This is a genomic window from Streptosporangium sp. NPDC023825 (assembly GCF_040639575.1).
In the GTDB taxonomy this organism is placed as follows: Bacteria; Actinomycetota; Actinomycetes; order Streptosporangiales; family Streptosporangiaceae; genus Streptosporangium.
Genome location: NZ_JBFAAE010000070.1, coordinates 28,515 through 44,637, shown reverse-complemented (window position 1 = coordinate 44,637; position 16,123 = coordinate 28,515). Strand labels below are relative to the sequence as shown.

Annotated in this window: 15 protein-coding genes and 2 riboswitches; of the genes, 4 read left to right on the top strand and 11 right to left on the bottom strand. The window is 71.3% G+C overall.

Annotated elements, in window-relative coordinates:
• Positions 1-166 precede the first annotated feature (166 nt).
• The gene (locus AB0G15_RS37480) at positions 167-376 is read right to left on the bottom strand and encodes an MbtH family protein (protein WP_362695840.1); all 210 of its coding nucleotides are present in this window, start codon (positions 374-376) and stop codon (positions 167-169) included.
• A 534-nt stretch (positions 377-910) separates the two neighbouring features.
• Entirely contained in the window at positions 911-1,312 is a 402-nt protein-coding gene (locus AB0G15_RS37475) for a hypothetical protein (RefSeq protein WP_362695838.1), read from the bottom strand.
• A 290-nt stretch (positions 1,313-1,602) separates the two neighbouring features.
• Between AB0G15_RS37475 and AB0G15_RS37470 the strand changes: the two genes are divergently transcribed.
• Together AB0G15_RS37470 and AB0G15_RS37465 are read left to right on the top strand one after the other, a co-directional pair.
• Positions 1,603-2,190, top strand: a complete 588-nt coding sequence (locus AB0G15_RS37470; protein WP_362849597.1) for a TetR/AcrR family transcriptional regulator C-terminal domain-containing protein — start codon at positions 1,603-1,605, stop codon at positions 2,188-2,190.
• A gap of 425 nt (positions 2,191-2,615) precedes the next feature.
• Positions 2,616-2,807, top strand: a complete 192-nt coding sequence (locus AB0G15_RS37465) for a DUF5999 family protein (RefSeq protein ID WP_329094021.1) — start codon at positions 2,616-2,618, stop codon at positions 2,805-2,807.
• A gap of 6 nt (positions 2,808-2,813) precedes the next feature.
• Here the strand turns inward: AB0G15_RS37465 and AB0G15_RS37460 are convergent, their stop codons facing one another.
• On the bottom strand, positions 2,814-3,446 hold the full coding sequence (locus AB0G15_RS37460; RefSeq protein WP_362849603.1) for an alpha/beta family hydrolase: 633 nt from the start codon (positions 3,444-3,446) through the stop codon (positions 2,814-2,816).
• Positions 3,447-3,579: 133 nt separating this feature from the next.
• Between AB0G15_RS37460 and AB0G15_RS37455 the strand changes: the two genes are divergently transcribed.
• Complete coding sequence (locus tag AB0G15_RS37455; protein ID WP_362849595.1) at positions 3,580-3,939, top strand: hypothetical protein; 360 nt, start codon at positions 3,580-3,582, stop codon at positions 3,937-3,939.
• 240 nt (positions 3,940-4,179) lie between these two features.
• Here AB0G15_RS37455 and AB0G15_RS37450 read toward each other — a convergent pair whose 3' ends face one another.
• From AB0G15_RS37450 to AB0G15_RS37415, 8 genes are all read right to left on the bottom strand, one after another.
• Positions 4,180-4,962: a hypothetical protein gene (locus AB0G15_RS37450; RefSeq protein ID WP_362695833.1), complete on the bottom strand. Its 783-nt coding sequence runs from the start codon at positions 4,960-4,962 to the stop codon at positions 4,180-4,182.
• Between the two features lie 125 nt (positions 4,963-5,087).
• Positions 5,088-7,943, bottom strand: coding sequence for an aminomethyl-transferring glycine dehydrogenase (gene gcvP / locus AB0G15_RS37445; RefSeq protein WP_362849592.1), 2,856 nt, complete (start codon positions 7,941-7,943; stop codon positions 5,088-5,090).
• Positions 7,944-8,124: 181 nt separating this feature from the next.
• A riboswitch (glycine riboswitch) is annotated at positions 8,125-8,217 on the bottom strand.
• Positions 8,218-8,232: 15 nt separating this feature from the next.
• Complete coding sequence (locus AB0G15_RS37440; protein ID WP_362696061.1) at positions 8,233-8,763, bottom strand: MerR family transcriptional regulator; 531 nt, start codon at positions 8,761-8,763, stop codon at positions 8,233-8,235.
• Between the two features lie 234 nt (positions 8,764-8,997).
• Positions 8,998-9,468, bottom strand: a complete 471-nt coding sequence (locus tag AB0G15_RS37435) for a bifunctional nuclease family protein (RefSeq protein ID WP_326639501.1) — start codon at positions 9,466-9,468, stop codon at positions 8,998-9,000.
• Positions 9,469-9,547: 79 nt separating this feature from the next.
• Positions 9,548-10,225, bottom strand: coding sequence for a MerR family transcriptional regulator (locus AB0G15_RS37430; RefSeq protein ID WP_362849589.1), 678 nt, complete (start codon positions 10,223-10,225; stop codon positions 9,548-9,550).
• Positions 10,225-10,737 (bottom strand): FHA domain-containing protein, encoded by a 513-nt coding sequence (locus tag AB0G15_RS37425; RefSeq protein WP_329079681.1) that lies wholly within the window; start codon positions 10,735-10,737, stop codon positions 10,225-10,227. Before AB0G15_RS37425 ends, AB0G15_RS37430 begins: the two co-directional genes overlap by 1 nt.
• Before the next feature lie 290 nt (positions 10,738-11,027).
• Positions 11,028-13,529 (bottom strand): mannose-1-phosphate guanyltransferase, encoded by a 2,502-nt coding sequence (locus AB0G15_RS37420; RefSeq protein ID WP_362849586.1) that lies wholly within the window; start codon positions 13,527-13,529, stop codon positions 11,028-11,030.
• Positions 13,530-13,532: 3 nt separating this feature from the next.
• On the bottom strand, positions 13,533-14,129 hold the full coding sequence (locus AB0G15_RS37415) for a CDP-alcohol phosphatidyltransferase family protein (RefSeq protein ID WP_362849583.1): 597 nt from the start codon (positions 14,127-14,129) through the stop codon (positions 13,533-13,535).
• Between the two features lie 94 nt (positions 14,130-14,223).
• Positions 14,224-14,336: riboswitch (TPP riboswitch) on the top strand.
• Here AB0G15_RS37415 and thiC point away from each other — a divergent pair.
• Positions 14,329-16,062, top strand: a complete 1,734-nt coding sequence (gene thiC / locus AB0G15_RS37410; RefSeq protein WP_362849580.1) for a phosphomethylpyrimidine synthase ThiC — start codon at positions 14,329-14,331, stop codon at positions 16,060-16,062. It overlaps the preceding riboswitch by 8 nt.
• Positions 16,063-16,123 lie beyond the last annotated feature (61 nt).

Below are 16,123 nucleotides of genomic sequence, written 5' to 3'. Positions count from 1 at the left end.
CTACCGGTCCGCGGTGGCGCCCTTCGGCGTGTTTCCGGCCCCTGCGGGGAGTGCCCCCCGGAGGGACCGGCAGGAGCGCGAGGCGCCCCTCCCCGAGGGGCCGGTACGCGGACCGGGGCGACGGTCCCCGTACCGGCCCTCGAAGGTCTTGAAGGTCTTGAAGGGGTCAGCCGCCCATCTCGGCGACGAGGCTTCTGGGGCGCATGTCGGTCCAGGAGCCCTCGACGTAGGCCAGGCAGCCGGCGCGGGAGTCCTCACCGTGGACGACCTCCCACCCCGGGGGGACGTCGGCGAACGCGGGCCACAGCGAGTGCTGCCCCTCGGCGTTCACCAGCACCAGGAAGGACGCGCTCTCGTCGTCGAAGGGGTTGGTCATCGGATACCTCCAGCGTGGGTGTACCGGGTGGCGAACCCGGCCGTGTGGACTCGCCCGGCCCCGGGATTCCCGGCCGGCGCCGGCCGCCCGCGCGGACGGCGCGGGAGTTTCCCACCGGCGCCCGGGGGTCGGCGACCGTCGTCCCCCGCCGGATGCGAGAGCGTTTGGGCGCGAGAAAAAGGCAGACGAAAATGGCATAACTGCGTGCACCTCAGCGAAGTGCCTGGTCACGGCGTTGAGGGAGTGGCCGGAGAGGCCACCGAGACGAAGTGTTTTATTAGGGAAGCCTAACCTAAAATCTGCTATTTTGGGAGGCCGTGCCGAGACGACCGGTCATCAGGGCCGAATCACCGTCGCCTCCCCCCGACCCGTTCCGGAACGACGAAACCGCCCGTCACGGGAACGCGCGACGGGCGGCGAGAGGCCGTTCGAACCGGGTCCGCGGGTGGAGACCCGTGGGCGGATCAGATCCGCGCTCGAGCACCCGCGGTCGAAAACCCTGGTGAGGGCCGGGAACGGGGATCGGGATGGAGCTCAGCGGGCCGATGCGGCGACCGGGCGCGGGACCCTGGGGATGCCGGTCAGCCGGTTCTGCTCGCGAAGGGTGCGCAGGCGGTTGACCTCGGCGGTCCACTCGGCGCCCTTCGGGGTGGCCCTGCCCTTGCGGCGGCGGATCCGGTCGTCGTACGACCTGATCCCGAACGTCGCGCGCTGGTTGGCCTCGGCCGCGCGCAGGGCCTCGGTGAGCGCCCTGTCGAAGGCCAGCCCGGCGGCCCGCAGCTCCTGCACGGGGGCCGCGGCGGCCTGCGCCCGGCGCACCTCGGCCTCGGCCTCGCGCGCCTTCTCCAGAAGCTCGGGGAAGCTCTTCCCGACCTCCTGGTCAGCGTGGTGACGAACCTCCGCCTCCCGGCTCACGCGCGGTCGGAAAAACGCCATCTTCTTCCCTCTCTCGCCGGTCGCCGGTCTCCTCCGGCAGATCACCGCTCGTAGCCTACGCGGTCCGCCCCCGCCCCACACACTCAGGGACCGGGCCTCCCGCGGAACGGTCCGCACCGCCGACCCTCTCACCGTGCGGCGCCACCGGCCCTCTCACCGTACGGCGCCACCGGCCGCCTCGCCGTACGGTGCCACCGGCCACCTCGCCGTACGGCGACGCCGAGGAACATCGGTCCTGCCCGGCGCGCCGTCCTTTACGCAGTAAGGTGAGCGGTGGCAGGATGCCTTTCATGCCTGCCAAGCGACCGCCCGTCCCGCTCTCCAGGGAACGCATCATCGACGCCGCCCTCCACATCGCCGACGGCCAGGGGCTCCGGCGCCTGACGATGCGGCGGCTGGGCGACGCGCTCCAGGTGGAGGCGATGGCCATCTACCACCACCTGCCGCGCGGCAAGGACGCCCTGATGGACGCGCTGGCCGAGCACGTCACCACCGTCCACGCCGAGCCCGGCGAGAGCTGGCAGGACAGCGCGAGGGCCTGGTGCAGGGCGAGCCGGGCCGCGCTGAGGGAGCATCCCGGGGTGCTGGCCCTGGCCCTGACCAAGCCGCCGAGGGGCAGGGCGGCGATCGCCATCAGGGAGCAGACCGACCAGCTGGCCGACGCGGGACTGGCCGACGCCGCGGGCGCGGTACGGGCCCTTCGGGCCTACGTCTTCGGCGCGGTGGCGGTGGAGGTGCAGCAGTCGGGCTGGGCCGAGCCCTCGGGCGACGAGGACGAGCCCTGGCGTCCCCCGTCCAGGGGAGGCGGCAGCCCGGAGGCGGACACCGACTTCGAGCACGGGCTGGACGCGCTCCTGGCCGGCCTGGGCGCCCGGTGAGCGCATCGGACCCGGCAGGGGACGGTCAGGGGTTTGGAAACCCGCGTCGGCGCACGTCAGCAACTTGTAACCGATCGTTTACCTGCTCGGCGGCGTGTCGCACTTGGTCGAATATCCTTATATGAGGCATGCTGTGTTATAGGTCACATCCCCTGATAAAGCCCTGACGGACTGACCCCTTACCAGTTCTCAAACAGTCCTAACGGGCTATGTCGCCAAGGTGCGATCGATCGCACACTTGATCTGCTTGATGTGCGGCTCCCGTTCTGTTAGGGACCGCATGGCCATATATCAACATTCAGATGCTCGTCCCCGTCATACGTGGGAACGGAGACCCATCGGTGACGGTGCCGCCGGATGTCCGATGCCCACCCGTGCCCGGTGTGACCCGGGCGAGCCGACACGAGAGATCCGGAGGCACGCCGATGTGCCCGCACGAGCCGTCCTGTCCGTCCGCCGACGCGCTGGACCGCGAAGCCGCCCGCACCATGGCGGCCCACCCCGAGCAGGGCTGGAGCCTGCTCTGCAACGGTGTGGTGCTGTTCGACGACACCGGCGAGCTTCTTCCCGACGGTGCCGTCATCGAGCCGCACCGGCCACTGGCCGGCGTCGTCTGAGGCCCGTCACACCCGGCCGGTCACGCTGAGCGGGTCCACCGAGCCCGGCCGCATCCTCGTGTCGAGCCACTCGGCGGCCACCTCGCCCACCCTGGCGGGATTCCTCCCGAGGTCGTGACCCTCTCCCGGCAGCACCACCAGGCGCGCGGCGTCCGCCGCCTCGGGCACGCCGAACGGGTCACGGTCTCCGTTCACCACCAGCACGTCCACACCCGCCGCGCGCAGCTCCCCGGCGCGTGACCGCTCCGGCCTCCCCGGCGGGTGCAGCGGGAACGCCAGCGCGACGACCGCGACGGCCCCGACCCGGTCGGCCGTACGGCACGCGACCCTGGCCCCGTTGCTCCGCCCGCCCTGCGCCAGCGGCAGCCCCGGGTAGCGCCCGCGCAGCGCGGTCACCAGCGTCTCCCACGCCTCGTCCTGCTTGACCGCCGACCCCGGCGCGCGGGCTCCGCGCATCCGGAACGGCTGGAGCACCCGCGCGACCGTCGCGCCGATCGCCAGCGCGGCGTCCCGCACGGCCAGCAGGTCGGGGGCGTCCACTCCCCCGGCCGAGCCGTGGGTGAGCACCAGCAGGAAACGCGGGGCGGCCACCTCGTCGATCTCCACCAGCGCAGGGCCGTGCGGGGTCGTGATCTCCATGGGCGGGACCGCGTGCGCGGGGAACCCGGATCCCGGCGTGGACGCGCCGGCGGGAGGGGTGGACTCGGAGGTGGACACGGATCTCCTCCTATTGACTGATGCCCGGCGGCCGGCTTGAAGGAACAATCGAAGCGTGCAGGACTATCAAGATATCCGCCAGGACATGCATGCCACCGTCGAGGCCCGGCGCGACCTCGGCCCCGAGTACGAGGCCGCCCTCATCGAGTCGTTCGTGTCACGCCTCGACGCGACCATCGCCCACCGGGTGCGCGCCGAGATGCACGCCGCCGGGGCGCCGAAGGCCAAGTCGGCCAAGTCGCGCAAGAGCTCGAACGGCTCGATCCCGATCGCCCTCGGTTCGATGGGCATCGGGATCCCGCTGACCGCCGTCGCGGCGCAGACCTCCGGCACCGCCGGGCTGCTGCTGGCCTGGGGCGGGATCGTGGCGATCAACTTCGCCCACGCCCTGAGCCGCTGGCGGGAGCGCGACTGACACCCGCCGGGGTCCCGCCCGGCCCCTCCTTTCCGGCTTCCCGCCCTGGCTCCCCGCCTCGGGCCGTCTCGGGCGGCCCGGAATCCGCGCGGCCGGACCGCCGGGAAGGCCGGTGCCCGTGCAAGGTCTCCCACGGGCCCGACGAGCACCGCGCTCTCGCACGGAACCGGCGCGCCGCGCGCCCCGGGCTCAGAGGTCCCGGCCGAGAGGTTCAGCGATCCCGGTCGAGGCCCGGAAGGCTCAGAGATCCCGGTCGAGGCGGAGGCGGACCTCACCGGCGAGATCCTCGTCCGCGCTGTCCAGGCCGTAGCGCCACACGCGCTCGGCGTCCTCGTCGCGCCCCCTGAGCGGGAGCGTGCGGGCCAGGAGCTCGATGGCCAGCGCGCCGGTCTCGACGTCGCCGCCCTCCTCGATCGCGGCGGAGAACTCCGCGCATGCCAGCTCCAGGTGAGCGATGCCGAGCATCACCCGCAGCCTCGGCACCTCGGCCGCGTCGGGCACGGCGAGCGCCTCCAGGAGCACCTGGGCGGCCTCCCCCGGCTCGCCCTCCTCCAGGAGTGCCTCCGCCAGCCGCTGGGCGGCACGAGGAGCGATCTCCGGGTCGGCGGTGGCCAGCGCGTCACGCAGCGACCTCTCGGCCTCCTCCTCGCCCGTGGCGAGCCTGGCGAGGGCCATGTGCGCCAGCGGGACGTAGGCGGGATGGCCGACGCCCAGCGCGGCCTGCCAGGCGGCACGGGCCTGGTCGGCCAGGCCCTCCCGCTCGAAGCTCCCCGCGAGCAGGCAGGCGGCCTGGGCGGCGAACTCCGGATGCCCGGTCGCCAGCGCGGTGCGCGCGGCCGTGCGGGAGCCCGCCACGTCCCCGCTCTCCTCCAGCACCACCGCGAGACCCACCGCCGCCTGGGCCCGGTCGGGCTCGTCGGGATCGGCGACCAGCTCGGCGAAGATCGCGGCGGCGCCGTCGAGGTCGCCCGCCTCGGCCAGTCTTCGCGCGGTGTCCAAGGGACGGGTGTCCACCTCAGGCATGCAGGATCCTTCCGGATACGGAGACGCCCCGAGCCTAACGACTCGGGGCGCCCTCCGTCCTGTCGCATTCCCCGCGAATATCGAGGGTCGCGCGGGCTTGCGGTCCCGGCGGGACCCGGCGGCGATCAGTCCTCGTACGCCTCCAGGGGAGGGCAGGAGCAGACCAGGTTGCGGTCGCCGTAGGCCTGGTCGATGCGGCGGACCGGCGACCAGTACTTGCCCTCGCGCACCGACGGCAGCGGGTAGGCCGCCTCGGTGCGGCTGTAGGGGTGGCCCCACTCGTCGGCGACGAGGCTGTCGGCCGTGTGCGGGGCGTTGCGCAGCGGGTTGTCGGTCTTGTCGTACGCCCCGGAGGCGACCTTCGCGATCTCCTCGCGGATCGCGATCATCGCCTCGCAGAACCGGTCGAGCTCGGCCAGGTCCTCGCTCTCGGTCGGCTCGATCATCAGCGTGCCGGCCACCGGGAAGGACATGGTCGGGGCGTGGAAGCCGTAGTCGATGAGGCGCTTGGCCACGTCGTCGACCGTCACCCCGGTCTCCTTGGTGATCTGGCGCAGGTCCACGATGCACTCGTGGGCGACGAGGCCGCCGCGGCCGGTGTACAGGACCGGGTAGTGGGGGCTGAGCCTGCGGGCCAGGTAGTTGGCCGACAGGATGGCCTGCTCGGTGGCCGCCTTCAGGCCGTCGGCGCCCATCATCCGGATGTAGGCCCAGGAGATGGGCAGGATGCCCGCGGAGCCGTACGGGGCCGCCGAGACCGGGCCCACCGCGGTGCCCTCGCGCAGCGGGTGGCCGGGCAGGTAGTCGGCCAGGTGGGCGCGGACCGCGACCGGGCCGACGCCGGGGCCGCCGCCGCCGTGCGGGATGCAGAAGGTCTTGTGCAGGTTCAGGTGGGAGACGTCCGCCCCGAACTCGCCGGGCCTGGCCAGGCCGACCAGCGCGTTGAGGTTGGCGCCGTCGACGTAGACCTGCCCGCCGGCCTCGTGCACCAGCTCGCAGATCCGGACGATCGTCTCCTCGTACACGCCGTGCGTGGACGGGTAGGTCACCATGATCGCGGCGAGCTGCTCGCGGTGCTTGTCGATCTTCGCGACGAGGTCGTCGACGTCCACGTTGCCCTGGTCGTCGCAGGCGACCACGGCCACCCGCATGCCCGCCATCACGGCGCTCGCGGCGTTGGTGCCGTGCGCGGAGGAGGGGATCAGGCAGACGTCGCGGCCCGCGTCGCCGCGCGCGGTGTGGTAGGCGCGGATCGCCAGGAGCCCGGCGAACTCGCCCTGGGAGCCGGCGTTCGGCTGGAGCGACACGGCGTCGTAGCCGGTGACCTCGGCCAGCCAGCGCTCCAGCTGCCCGATCAGCTCGACGTAACCCGCGGCCTGGTCCTCGGGCGCGTAGGGGTGCAGCCCGGCGAACTCCGGCCAGGTGATCGGCTCCATCTCGGTGGTCGCGTTGAGCTTCATGGTGCAGGAGCCCAGCGGGATCATCGACCGGTCGAGCGCGATGTCCTTGTCCTGGAGCCTGCGCAGGTAGCGCAGCATCGCCGTCTCGGAGCGGTGGCTGTGGAAGACCGGGTGGGTCAGGTAGTCGCTGACGCGCGCCAGCGAGGCGGGCAGCGCGTCGTGCGCGGCGGCGTCCAGGTCGGCCAGCACGGCGCCGCCGATCCCGAAGGCGGCCAGGACCTGCTCCAGGTGGAGGGGCTCGGTCCTCTCGTCGCAGGTGACGCCCACGTGGTCGGCGTCGACCAGGCGCAGGTTGACCCCGTTGTCGCGGGCCGCGGCGACGACCGCCTCGGCGCGGCCGGGAACCCTGGCGAGCACGGTGTCGAAGAAGGTGTCGTGCACGACCTCGACGCCGCCCTGGCGCAGGCCCTCGGCCAGCACGACGGCGTGCCGGTGGGTGCGACGGCCGATCCTGCGCAGGCCCTCGGGACCGTGGTAGACGGCGTACATGCCGGCGATCACGGCGAGCAGCACCTGCGCGGTGCAGATGTTGCTGGTGGCCTTCTCGCGGCGGATGTGCTGCTCGCGGGTCTGGAGCGCGAGCCGGTACGCGGGGCGCTGGTCGGCGTCCTGGGAGACGCCCACCAGGCGGCCCGGCAGCTGGCGCTGCAGGCCGTCACGGACCGCCATGTAGGCGGCGTGCGGGCCGCCGAAGCCGAGGGGGACGCCGAAGCGCTGGGAGGAGCCGACCGCGATGTCGGCGCCGAGCTCGCCGGGCGCGGCCAGGAGGGTGAGGGCCAGCAGGTCGGCGGCGGCGACCACCTGGGCGCCGCGCGCGTGGGCGGCGTCGGCGATGGCGCGGAAGTCGCGGACCCTGCCGCTGGCGCCGGGATACTGCACGAGCACCCCGAAGCACTCGGGAAGCTCCTCGGTGAAGTCGCTCTCGACCAGCTCGATGCCGAGCGGCTCGGCGCGGGTGCGCAGCACCGCCTTGGTCTGCGGCAGCGCGTCGGCGTCCACCACGAACACCTTCGAGGGGCTGCGGCCCGCGCGGCGGGCCAGGGTCATCGCCTCGGCGGCGGCGGTGGCCTCGTCCAGCAGGGAGGCCCCGGCGACGTCGAGGGCGGTGAGGTCGGAGACGACGGTCTGGAAGTTGATCAGGGCTTCCAGGCGGCCCTGGGAGATCTCCGGCTGGTAGGGCGTGTACGCGGTGTACCAGCCCGGGTTCTCCAGGAGGTTACGGCGGATGACGCCCGGGGTGATCGTGTCGTGGTACCCCAGGCCGATCATCGAGGTGAGCACGGTGTTGCGCCCGGCGAGGGCCCGGAGCTCGGCGAGGGTCTCGGACTCCCCTGCCGCCGGGGGCAGGCTCAGCCGCTCCGAGGAGCGGATCGCCTCGGGCACGGCCACCGCGACCAGGTCGGAGACGGAGGCGAATCCGACCGCCTCCAGCATGCGGGTCTGGCCGGCGTCGTCCGGCCCTATGTGGCGGGTCGCGAACGCGGGGGAGCCGAGTTCGCTGAGCGATGACAGGTCGGTCATTGGTGAAGCCTCCCGGGACGGGGTGGAGACCGGCGCTGGGCGCGGGCGTATGCCTGGTCTCCCCCTCTGTCATCACGACCGTCGTGCGGGTCGTGACCTGAGAGCTTCACCTGCCCCTTGTCGGGAGGCTTGCACCGTCGGTGAGTCGCGCCTGGCGAGCGCGCCTGCTTTCCAGAGTTGCCTCGTCCGTGCGGTACCGGGTGCCTGAGAGATTCCGGGGAGGTTGCTCCTTCGGCGCCCCGATCCTGGTCGGGGTCTCTCCCGCACAGGGTCAGTGGCAGGTCCGAGTTTACCCGGTTCGTCGTGCTCTGCGACGGCGGGCCAGCTCATCGGCCTGATGATCTCCTAAAGGGCCCTCGCTCGACTCCGCGCGTTCGCCGGGCAGATCCGCGAGGGAGCCCTCCACCTCCTGCCACACCCGTCCCAGAGCTATGCCGAAGACTCCCTGACCGCCCTGGAGGAGGTCGATGACCTCGTCGGGCGAGGTGCACTCGTAGACGCTCACCCCGTCGCTCATCAGGGTGATCCCGGCCAGGTCGTTGACGCCCCGGTCGCGCAGGTGCTGCACGGCGATGCGGATCTGCTGGAGGGAGACGCCGGTGTCGAGGAGGCGCTTGACGACCTTGAGGACCAGGATGTCGCGAAAGCCGTACAGCCGCTGGGAGCCGGAGCCGTGGGCGGCTCGCACGGTGGGCTCGACCAGGCCGGTGCGCGCCCAGTAGTCGAGTTGCCGGTAGGTGATGCCGGCCGCGGAACAGGCCGTGGGGCCCCGGTAACCGATGTCGGCGGGCACCTTCACCGGTTGCCCGTCGAACAGCAGACCCTCTTCACCCGCGCGCTGACGTGCCGACTGGCGCCGTTCCGGGTCATCCTGATCGGCGTTTCTACCCTCGCCGCTGCTGACCGCCACGCGGACCTCCGGCTTTCTCTCATCCCACGGCCTGATCTGGGGGTTTACGCACGACCGCGGGTTTCACTTGCACCGTAGGACTGGGGCCAAGTCCAGTCAACGACCCCACCCGGCGCGTCGTGAAGCGTAAATGCACCGAAATTCCTACCCCGCGCGGCCGAAGTCCTCGGGCGTGATCGTGTCAAGGAACTCCCTGAACTTCTCCACCTCGTCCTCCTGGTCGTCCGGGATGATCACCCCTGCCTCCCGGACCACGTCCTCACTCGCGAAGATACGTGCGCCGGTGCGAAGTGCCAAGGCGATCGAGTCCGAGGGGCGCGCGCTCACCTCGACCCCGTTGGAGAACACGAGATCGGCGAAGAAGATGCCGTCGCGCAGGGCGACGATGTTGACCGTGCTCAGCCGGACGCCGAGTCCTTCGAGCACGTCGCGGAACAGGTCATGCGTGAGCGGCCGGGGTGGTGGTTCCTCGGCCTGGGCCATGGCGATCGCCGTGGCCTCCGTCATGCCGATCCAGATAGGTAGGTAACGCTCCCCATGCGTCTCTTTCAGCAAGACGATCGGCTGGTTGGAGGGCATCTCAACTCGAACGCCCACGACCTCCATCTGCAACACGGGCTGCTCCGTCTTCGCTGGATTCCGACCGGTTTGTTCAACGTAACACTCGTGGGGGTACGAGTGCCTGGTCAGGTTCTCACCGGCCCAGGGCCCCACGAACGCCGGAACGCAGCAGAGAGGCGTGCAATTCCAGCAGCAGGCCGGAGATCTCCCTGGCCGTCTCGTCGGCCTGGTCGATGGCCCCGGGCCTGCGGCGGCGCAGGAGCGGGGCGACGGCCTGCTCCACCAGACCGGCCTCGCGCTCCGCGGCGGCCTTGACGGCTCGCAGATGGCGGGCCCGCAGGCCGAAGGCGGCCAGGGCTCCGACGCTGCGGGCCACGGCCAGCGCCTCGGCGTCGTAGTAGCGGGCCACGGCGGCCAGCAGGCCGTAGTCCTCCAGCTCGGCGAGGGTCTCCTCGTCGAGCTCGGCGGCGGCGAGCAGCTCCTCGCGGGTGAGCCGGAGCTCGGGGGGCGCGTCGCCGGGGACCGCGCGCGGCTTGGCGGCCGGACGCTCCTCGCGGTCGGCCGCCTCCAGATGATCCTTGATGACGCGCAGCGGCAGGTAGCGGTCACGCTGCTCGCTGAGGATGTAACGCAGCCGCTCGACGTCGGCGTAGGTGAACTTGCGGTAGCCGGAGGGACTGCGCTCCGGCTCGATCAGCCCCTCGCCCTCCAGGAAACGAATCTTGGAGATGCTGACGTCGGGGAACTCGCCCTGCAGCAGAGCGAGCACCTCCCCGATGCTCATGTGCGCACGAGCGGCCTGCGAGCTCATCATCCTCCAGCGGCGCCGCGGGTGAGGAAGACCAGGCGGAACTTGCCGATCTGCACCTCGTCCCCGCCGTACAGCGGGACCTCCTCGATGCGCTCGCGGTTCACGTACGTGCCGTTCAGGCTGCCGACGTCGCGGACGGTGAAGACCCCGCCGCCGCGCCGGTAGAACTCCACGTGGCGGCGCGAGACCGTGATGTCGTCGAGGAAGATGTCGCTCTCGGGGTGACGGCCCACGGTGGTGAGGTCGCTGTCGAGCAGGAACCGGCTGCCGGCGTTGGGGCCGCGCATCGCGACCAGCAGCGCGGTGCCCGGGGGCAACTGCTCGACGGCCTGCCGCTCGGCGAGAAGCGTCTCACCTGTCTCCGCCTCGTAGGCCTCGATCCCGGAGAGGGAGATCGTCGATGTGCTGTCTCCGGGGGTCTCGGCTTTGGTAAGCGGCGACCCGCATCGTGAACAGAAACGGGCATCCTCAGGATTGGCATGACCGCACTGCGTGCAGTAGACGCTCGGCATCGATCGGCTCGGCCTCCTACCGCGAAGACGCGGCAACGGTGCTCAGTGATGCGCGCCTCGCTTCTTCGCTTCTCAAGTGTTTTCTCGGACTGCGAATGCCGCAACATACAGTGATGAGGCGCGAAGGTCAAGGTTGACGCTGAACCGCGGGTACGGTCGGTGACAAAGTTACAGTGGGGCACTGTCCCCGGTCCATGGCGCCGCGCTGTCTTTGTGGCAACCGCTCGGCCCGCGGCCCCCGTCAGGGCGCCTTCCCGCGCCTGCGGCGCGACGGCCGGGGCCGGGTCCCGTCAGCCGCCCGCGGCCTCCTCCACCACCCTCGCCCAGTGCTCGATCAGGGTCTGCGCGGAGTCGACGTCGAACCCCTCGGCCCACAGGTGGGTGACCGCCTCCGCCGGGTCGGGCAGCACCAGGGTCCAGCTGCCGTCCTCGGCGACGACCCGCACCCCGTCCGTGGTGTCGATGCGGTAGTGCTCGGCGGCCTCGATGACCGAGCGCATCACCGCGCCCTTGGCCGCCCACGGGGTCGGCACGGTCCGGCGCAGCAGCTTGGCCTCGGGGATCCTGGCGTCGATCTGGCTGAGCGAGAGCCGGGTCCTGGCGACCAGGCCCAGCAGGCGCAGGAACACCGCCAGGCCGTCCACCGTGGGGCCGAACTCGGGCACGATGAAACCGCCTCGCCCGTCGGCCGCGAAGATCATCTCCGGCCCCCTGGCGGCGGCGGTGAGCGCGTCGATCGCGGTGGAGGTCCACTCGGCCTGGACGCCGTGGAACCTGCAGACCTGCTCGGCCACCCGGGTGGTGGTGACCGGCAGCGCCACCCTGCCGCCGCGCCGCTCGGCGGCGACCAGGTCGAGCACCACCAGCAGGGCGCGCTCCTCGCTGATCAGCTGGCCCATCTCGTCCACCAGCGCGACCCGCTCCCCCACCGGGTCGAAGCGCACCCCGAAGGCCGCCCTGGAGGAGCTGACGAGCTCCGACAGGCGCTGCAGGTCGCGGCGGCGCTCGGCGAGGGTCTCGGTGGGCGAGGCGTCGTCCAGCCGGTTGTTGACGGTCAGCACGTCCACCCCGACGCGGCCCAGCAGGCTGGGCAGCACCAGCGAGGAGGTGCCTCCGGCGCAGTCGACCACGACCTTCATGTCGGCGTCGCGCACCCCGCTGATGTCGACCAGGCGCAGCAGCTCGTGCGTGTAGTCCTCCACCGCCCGGGCGGGGAAGCTCAGCTCGGCGATCTCCCCGGGGAAGGCGCGGCGGAACTCCTGCCGGGAGAAGACCCGGTCCAGCTTGCGCTGGGCCGCCGGGGAAAGATCCGCGCCGTGCTCGTCCATGAAGACGATGTCGACGCTCTGCGGGTCTCCGGGGGTGGTGCGCAGCGCGATGCCGCCGACGGCGTTCTCCCTGGCGGTGTGGAAGCGGGCCACCGGGAGCGGGGACGCCTCCAGGTCGAGCACGTTGATCGCGCTGGCGTTCAGGGCGCTGATCACGGCCCGCTTCAGCGCCCGCGCGGCGCGGGAGGAGTCGCGGGAGGTGATGACCGAGGCGCCCTTCTTCAGGGTGGTGGCGTAGGCGCTGGCCAGCCGTACGCACAGCTCGGGGGTGATCTCGACGTTGACCAGCCCCGAGACTCCCCGGGGGCCGAACAGGTTGCGCTGGGCGCGCGGCTCCCAGATGACGCTGTTGTTGATCACCGCCCCGGCCTCGATGGTCTTGAACGGGTAGATCTTGACGCCGGAGGAGATGTACGCCTCGGCCTCGATGATGCACTCGTCGCCGACGACGGCGCCCTCCTCGACCCTGGCGCCGGTCATCAGGTCGGTGTTCTTGCCGATCACGCAGCCGCGCAGGTGGGCGCTGGGCCCGACGTAGACGTTGTCGTGGACGACCGCGCGGTGCAGGAAGGCCCCCTCCCTGACCACCGCGTTGCTGCCCAGCACGGTGTACTCGCGCAGCTCGGCGCCCGCCTCGATCTTGGCGTAGTCGCCGACGTAGAGGGGGCCCTTCAGGACGGCGTCGGCGTCGACCGAGGCCCCCTCGGCGACCCAGACGCCCGGCGAGACCTCGAAGGCGTCGATGTCGACCTTGACCCGGCCGGACAGGACGTCGGCCTGGGCCTTGAGGTAGCTCTCGTGGGTGCCGACGTCCTCCCAGTAGCCGTCGGCCACGTAGCCGTACAGCGGGGCGCCGCGCTCCAGCAGCCTGGGGAACACGTCGCCCGACCAGTCGACGGACTCCCCGGCCGCGATCTCGTCGAGGACCTCGGGCTCCATCACGTAGATGCCGGTGTTGGCGGTGTCGGAGAAGACCTGGCCCCAGGTCGGTTTCTCCAGGAAGCGCTCCACCCTGCCCTGGTCGTCGACGATGACGATGCCGAACTCCAGCGGGTTGGGGACGCGCTTGAGCCCGATCGTGACCATCGCGCCGTTCTCGCGGTGGAAACGGATCATGTCGGTCAGGTCGATGTCGGTCAGCGCGTCGCCGGAGATGACCAGGAAGCGGTCGTCGCGGAGCCGGTCGGCGGCGTTCTTCACGCTGCCCGCGGTGCCGAGCGGCGTGTCCTCGGTGGCGTAGTACAGGCTCATGCCGAGCTCGTCGCCGTCGCCGAAGTAGTTGCGGACCAGGGCGGCCAGGAACTGCACGGTGACCACCGTCTCGGTGAAGCCGTGCCGTTTCAGCAGGCGAAGCACATGCTCCATGATCGGCCGGTTGATCACGGGTAGGAGAGGTTTGGGCTGGTTCGCGGTCATCGGCCGGAGCCGTGTCCCCTCCCCGCCCGCCATGACGACGGCCTTCACAGATCACCTCTTAAGGCGTTTGGCCTCGCTTGTCAGCTGACGCACCTGTACCCAATACAGCACCCCGGACCACCAGTACAGGCCGGTGCCCCAGATGGCCAGGGACCAGCCGACGATCCCCGCCACCTCGGCGTACCAGGAGGGATGGTGGGCCAGGAAGAGCAGTGGGAAGGCGTAGAGCAGGTTGGCCGTGGCGGCCTTGCCGAGGAAGTGCACGGGCAGCGCGGGACCGTACCCGAGGCGGCGCAGGATGAGCGGGATGCCCAGCAGCATCACGTCGCGCAGTGGGATGGCCAGCGCCAGCCACCAGGGGATGATCTCGCGCATGGCGAGGCCGAACAGGGTGGCCAGGATGTAGAGCCGGTCGGCCAGCGGGTCGAGCAGGCGGCCGAGCCTGCTGGTCTGGTTCCAGGCACGGGCGATCTTGCCGTCGAGCCAGTCGGAGAACCCCGCCAGCATCAGCAGGGCGACGGCCCAGCCGTCGGCCTTCGGGCCCAGCACCAGCCACAGGAAAACCGGCACCCCCAGAAGCCTGGCCAGGCTCAACGCGTTGGGGACCGTCCAGATTCGGTCCTCGGCCCCCGATGCTTCCGGATTCACCGGCTGATCTCCCTCCCCGTACCTGATGGTGACACTACTGCGTCCGATGCGGCCGGGTGGATGGTGGGCGCGGGGGATACGCGTTATCGTTCCGTTCGACCAACGCGGGAGCCCGGAGAACCGGGCTGAGAGGACGGCCGAGACAGCCGCCGACCGCCAGAACCTGCTCCGGGTAATGCCGGCGAAGGGAGTTTGCGCGATGACCGACGCGCGTATTTCCAGCTCCAAGATCTACCAGGGCGACCTGCGCGTCCCCATGCGCGAGGTGCGCCTGACCGACGGGACCGCGGTCACGCTGTACGACACCTCGGGCCCCTACACCGACCCGTCCGTGACCACCGACGTCACCCGCGGCCTGCCGCGCCCGCGCGAGGAGTGGATCCTGGAGCGGGGCGACACGGTCCGGTACGGCGGCCGATCCGGCGCCCCCGGCGACGACGGCTACCGCGACCGCGACGCCTGGGCCCGCGACCTGCGCTCCCTCGACGCGGTCTTCACCGGCGGCGGCGACCGGCCGCTGCGCGCGGCGGGGGCGCCGGTCACCCAGCTCGCCTACGCCCGGCGCGGCCTGGTCACCCGGGAGATGGAGTTCGTCGCGGTCCGCGAGGGCGTGACGCCGGAGTTCGTCCGCGCCGAGGTGGCCGCCGGGCGGGCGATCATCCCGGCCAACGTCAACCATCCCGAGAGCGAACCGATGATCATCGGCCGCAACTTCCTCGTGAAGATCAACGCCAACATCGGAAACTCGGCCGTCGCCTCCACCGTCGAGGAGGAGGTGGACAAGATGACGTGGGCGATCCGGTGGGGCGCCGACACGGTGATGGACCTGTCCACCGGGCGCAACATCCACACCACCCGCGAGTGGATCATCCGCAACTCCCCCGTGCCGATCGGGACCGTCCCGCTCTACCAGGCGCTGGAGAAGGCGGGCGGCGACGCGGCCCGCCTGTCGTGGGAGATCTACCGCGACACCCTGATCGAGCAGTGCGAGCAGGGCGTGGACTACTTCACCGTCCACGCGGGGGTGCGCCTGGCCCATGTGCCGCTGACCGCGCGGCGCAGGACCGGGATCGTCTCCCGGGGCGGCTCGATCATGGCGGCCTGGTGCCTGGCGCACCACCGCGAGAGCTTCCTCTACGAGCACTTCGCCGACATCTGCGAGATCCTGGCCCGCTACGACGTGGCGTTCTCGCTGGGCGACGGCCTGCGCCCCGGATCGATCTCCGACGCCAACGACGAGGCGCAGTTCGCCGAGCTCAGGACGCTGGGCGAGCTCACGAAAATCGCTCACGCGCACGACGTCCAGGTGATGGTCGAGGGCCCCGGCCACGTCCCCATGCACAAGATCAAGGAGAACGTCGACCTGCAGCGCAAGCTCTGCGACGACGCCCCGTTCTACACCCTCGGCCCGCTGACGACCGACGTCGCGCCCGGCTACGACCACATCACCTCGGCCATCGGCGCGGCGATGATCGGCTGGTACGGCACGGCGATGCTCTGCTACGTCACGCCCAAGGAGCACCTGGGCCTGCCGGACAGGGACGACGTGAAGACCGGCGTGATCACCTACAAGATCGCGGCGCACGCGGCCGACCTCGCCAAGGGCCACCCGGGCGCGCAGGCGTGGGACGACGCGCTGTCCGACGCCCGGTTCGAGTTCCGCTGGGAGGACCAGTTCGCCCTCTCCCTGGACCCCGGGACCGCCCGGTCCTTCCACGACGAGACGCTGCCCGCCGCCCCGGCCAAGACCGCGCACTTCTGCTCGATGTGCGGTCCGAAGTTCTGCTCGATGAGGATCAGTCACGACGTGCGCAGGTTCGCCGAGGAGCGCGGCCTGACCGGCGCCGAGGCCCTGGAGGCCGGGATGCGGGAGAAGTCGGAGGAGTTCTCCCGCGAGGGCGGCCGGGTCTACCTGCCCGTGGAGGGTCTCTGAGCCGCCAAGATCGACCAGGCGGCGTACTGCAGGCGCTTCCGTACCCTCTACCCTTCAAACC

Excerpts from the sequence above, each read along its gene's own strand:
- AB0G15_RS37480 (WP_362695840.1), bottom strand. The coding sequence starts at position 376 with ATGACCAACCCCTTCGACGACGAGAGCGCGTCCTTCCTGGTGCTGGTG.
- AB0G15_RS37475 (WP_362695838.1), bottom strand. The coding sequence starts at position 1,312 with ATGGCGTTTTTCCGACCGCGCGTGAGCCGGGAGGCGGAGGTTCGTCAC.
- AB0G15_RS37470 (WP_362849597.1), top strand. The coding sequence starts at position 1,603 with ATGCCTGCCAAGCGACCGCCCGTCCCGCTCTCCAGGGAACGCATCATC.
- AB0G15_RS37465 (WP_329094021.1), top strand. The coding sequence starts at position 2,616 with ATGTGCCCGCACGAGCCGTCCTGTCCGTCCGCCGACGCGCTGGACCGC.
- AB0G15_RS37460 (WP_362849603.1), bottom strand. The coding sequence starts at position 3,446 with ATGGAGATCACGACCCCGCACGGCCCTGCGCTGGTGGAGATCGACGAG.
- AB0G15_RS37450 (WP_362695833.1), bottom strand. The coding sequence starts at position 4,962 with ATGCCTGAGGTGGACACCCGTCCCTTGGACACCGCGCGAAGACTGGCC.
- gcvP (WP_362849592.1), bottom strand. The coding sequence starts at position 7,943 with ATGACCGACCTGTCATCGCTCAGCGAACTCGGCTCCCCCGCGTTCGCG.
- AB0G15_RS37430 (WP_362849589.1), bottom strand. The coding sequence starts at position 10,225 with ATGAGCTCGCAGGCCGCTCGTGCGCACATGAGCATCGGGGAGGTGCTC.
- AB0G15_RS37425 (WP_329079681.1), bottom strand. The coding sequence starts at position 10,737 with ATGCCGAGCGTCTACTGCACGCAGTGCGGTCATGCCAATCCTGAGGAT.
- thiC (WP_362849580.1), top strand. The coding sequence starts at position 14,329 with ATGACCGACGCGCGTATTTCCAGCTCCAAGATCTACCAGGGCGACCTG.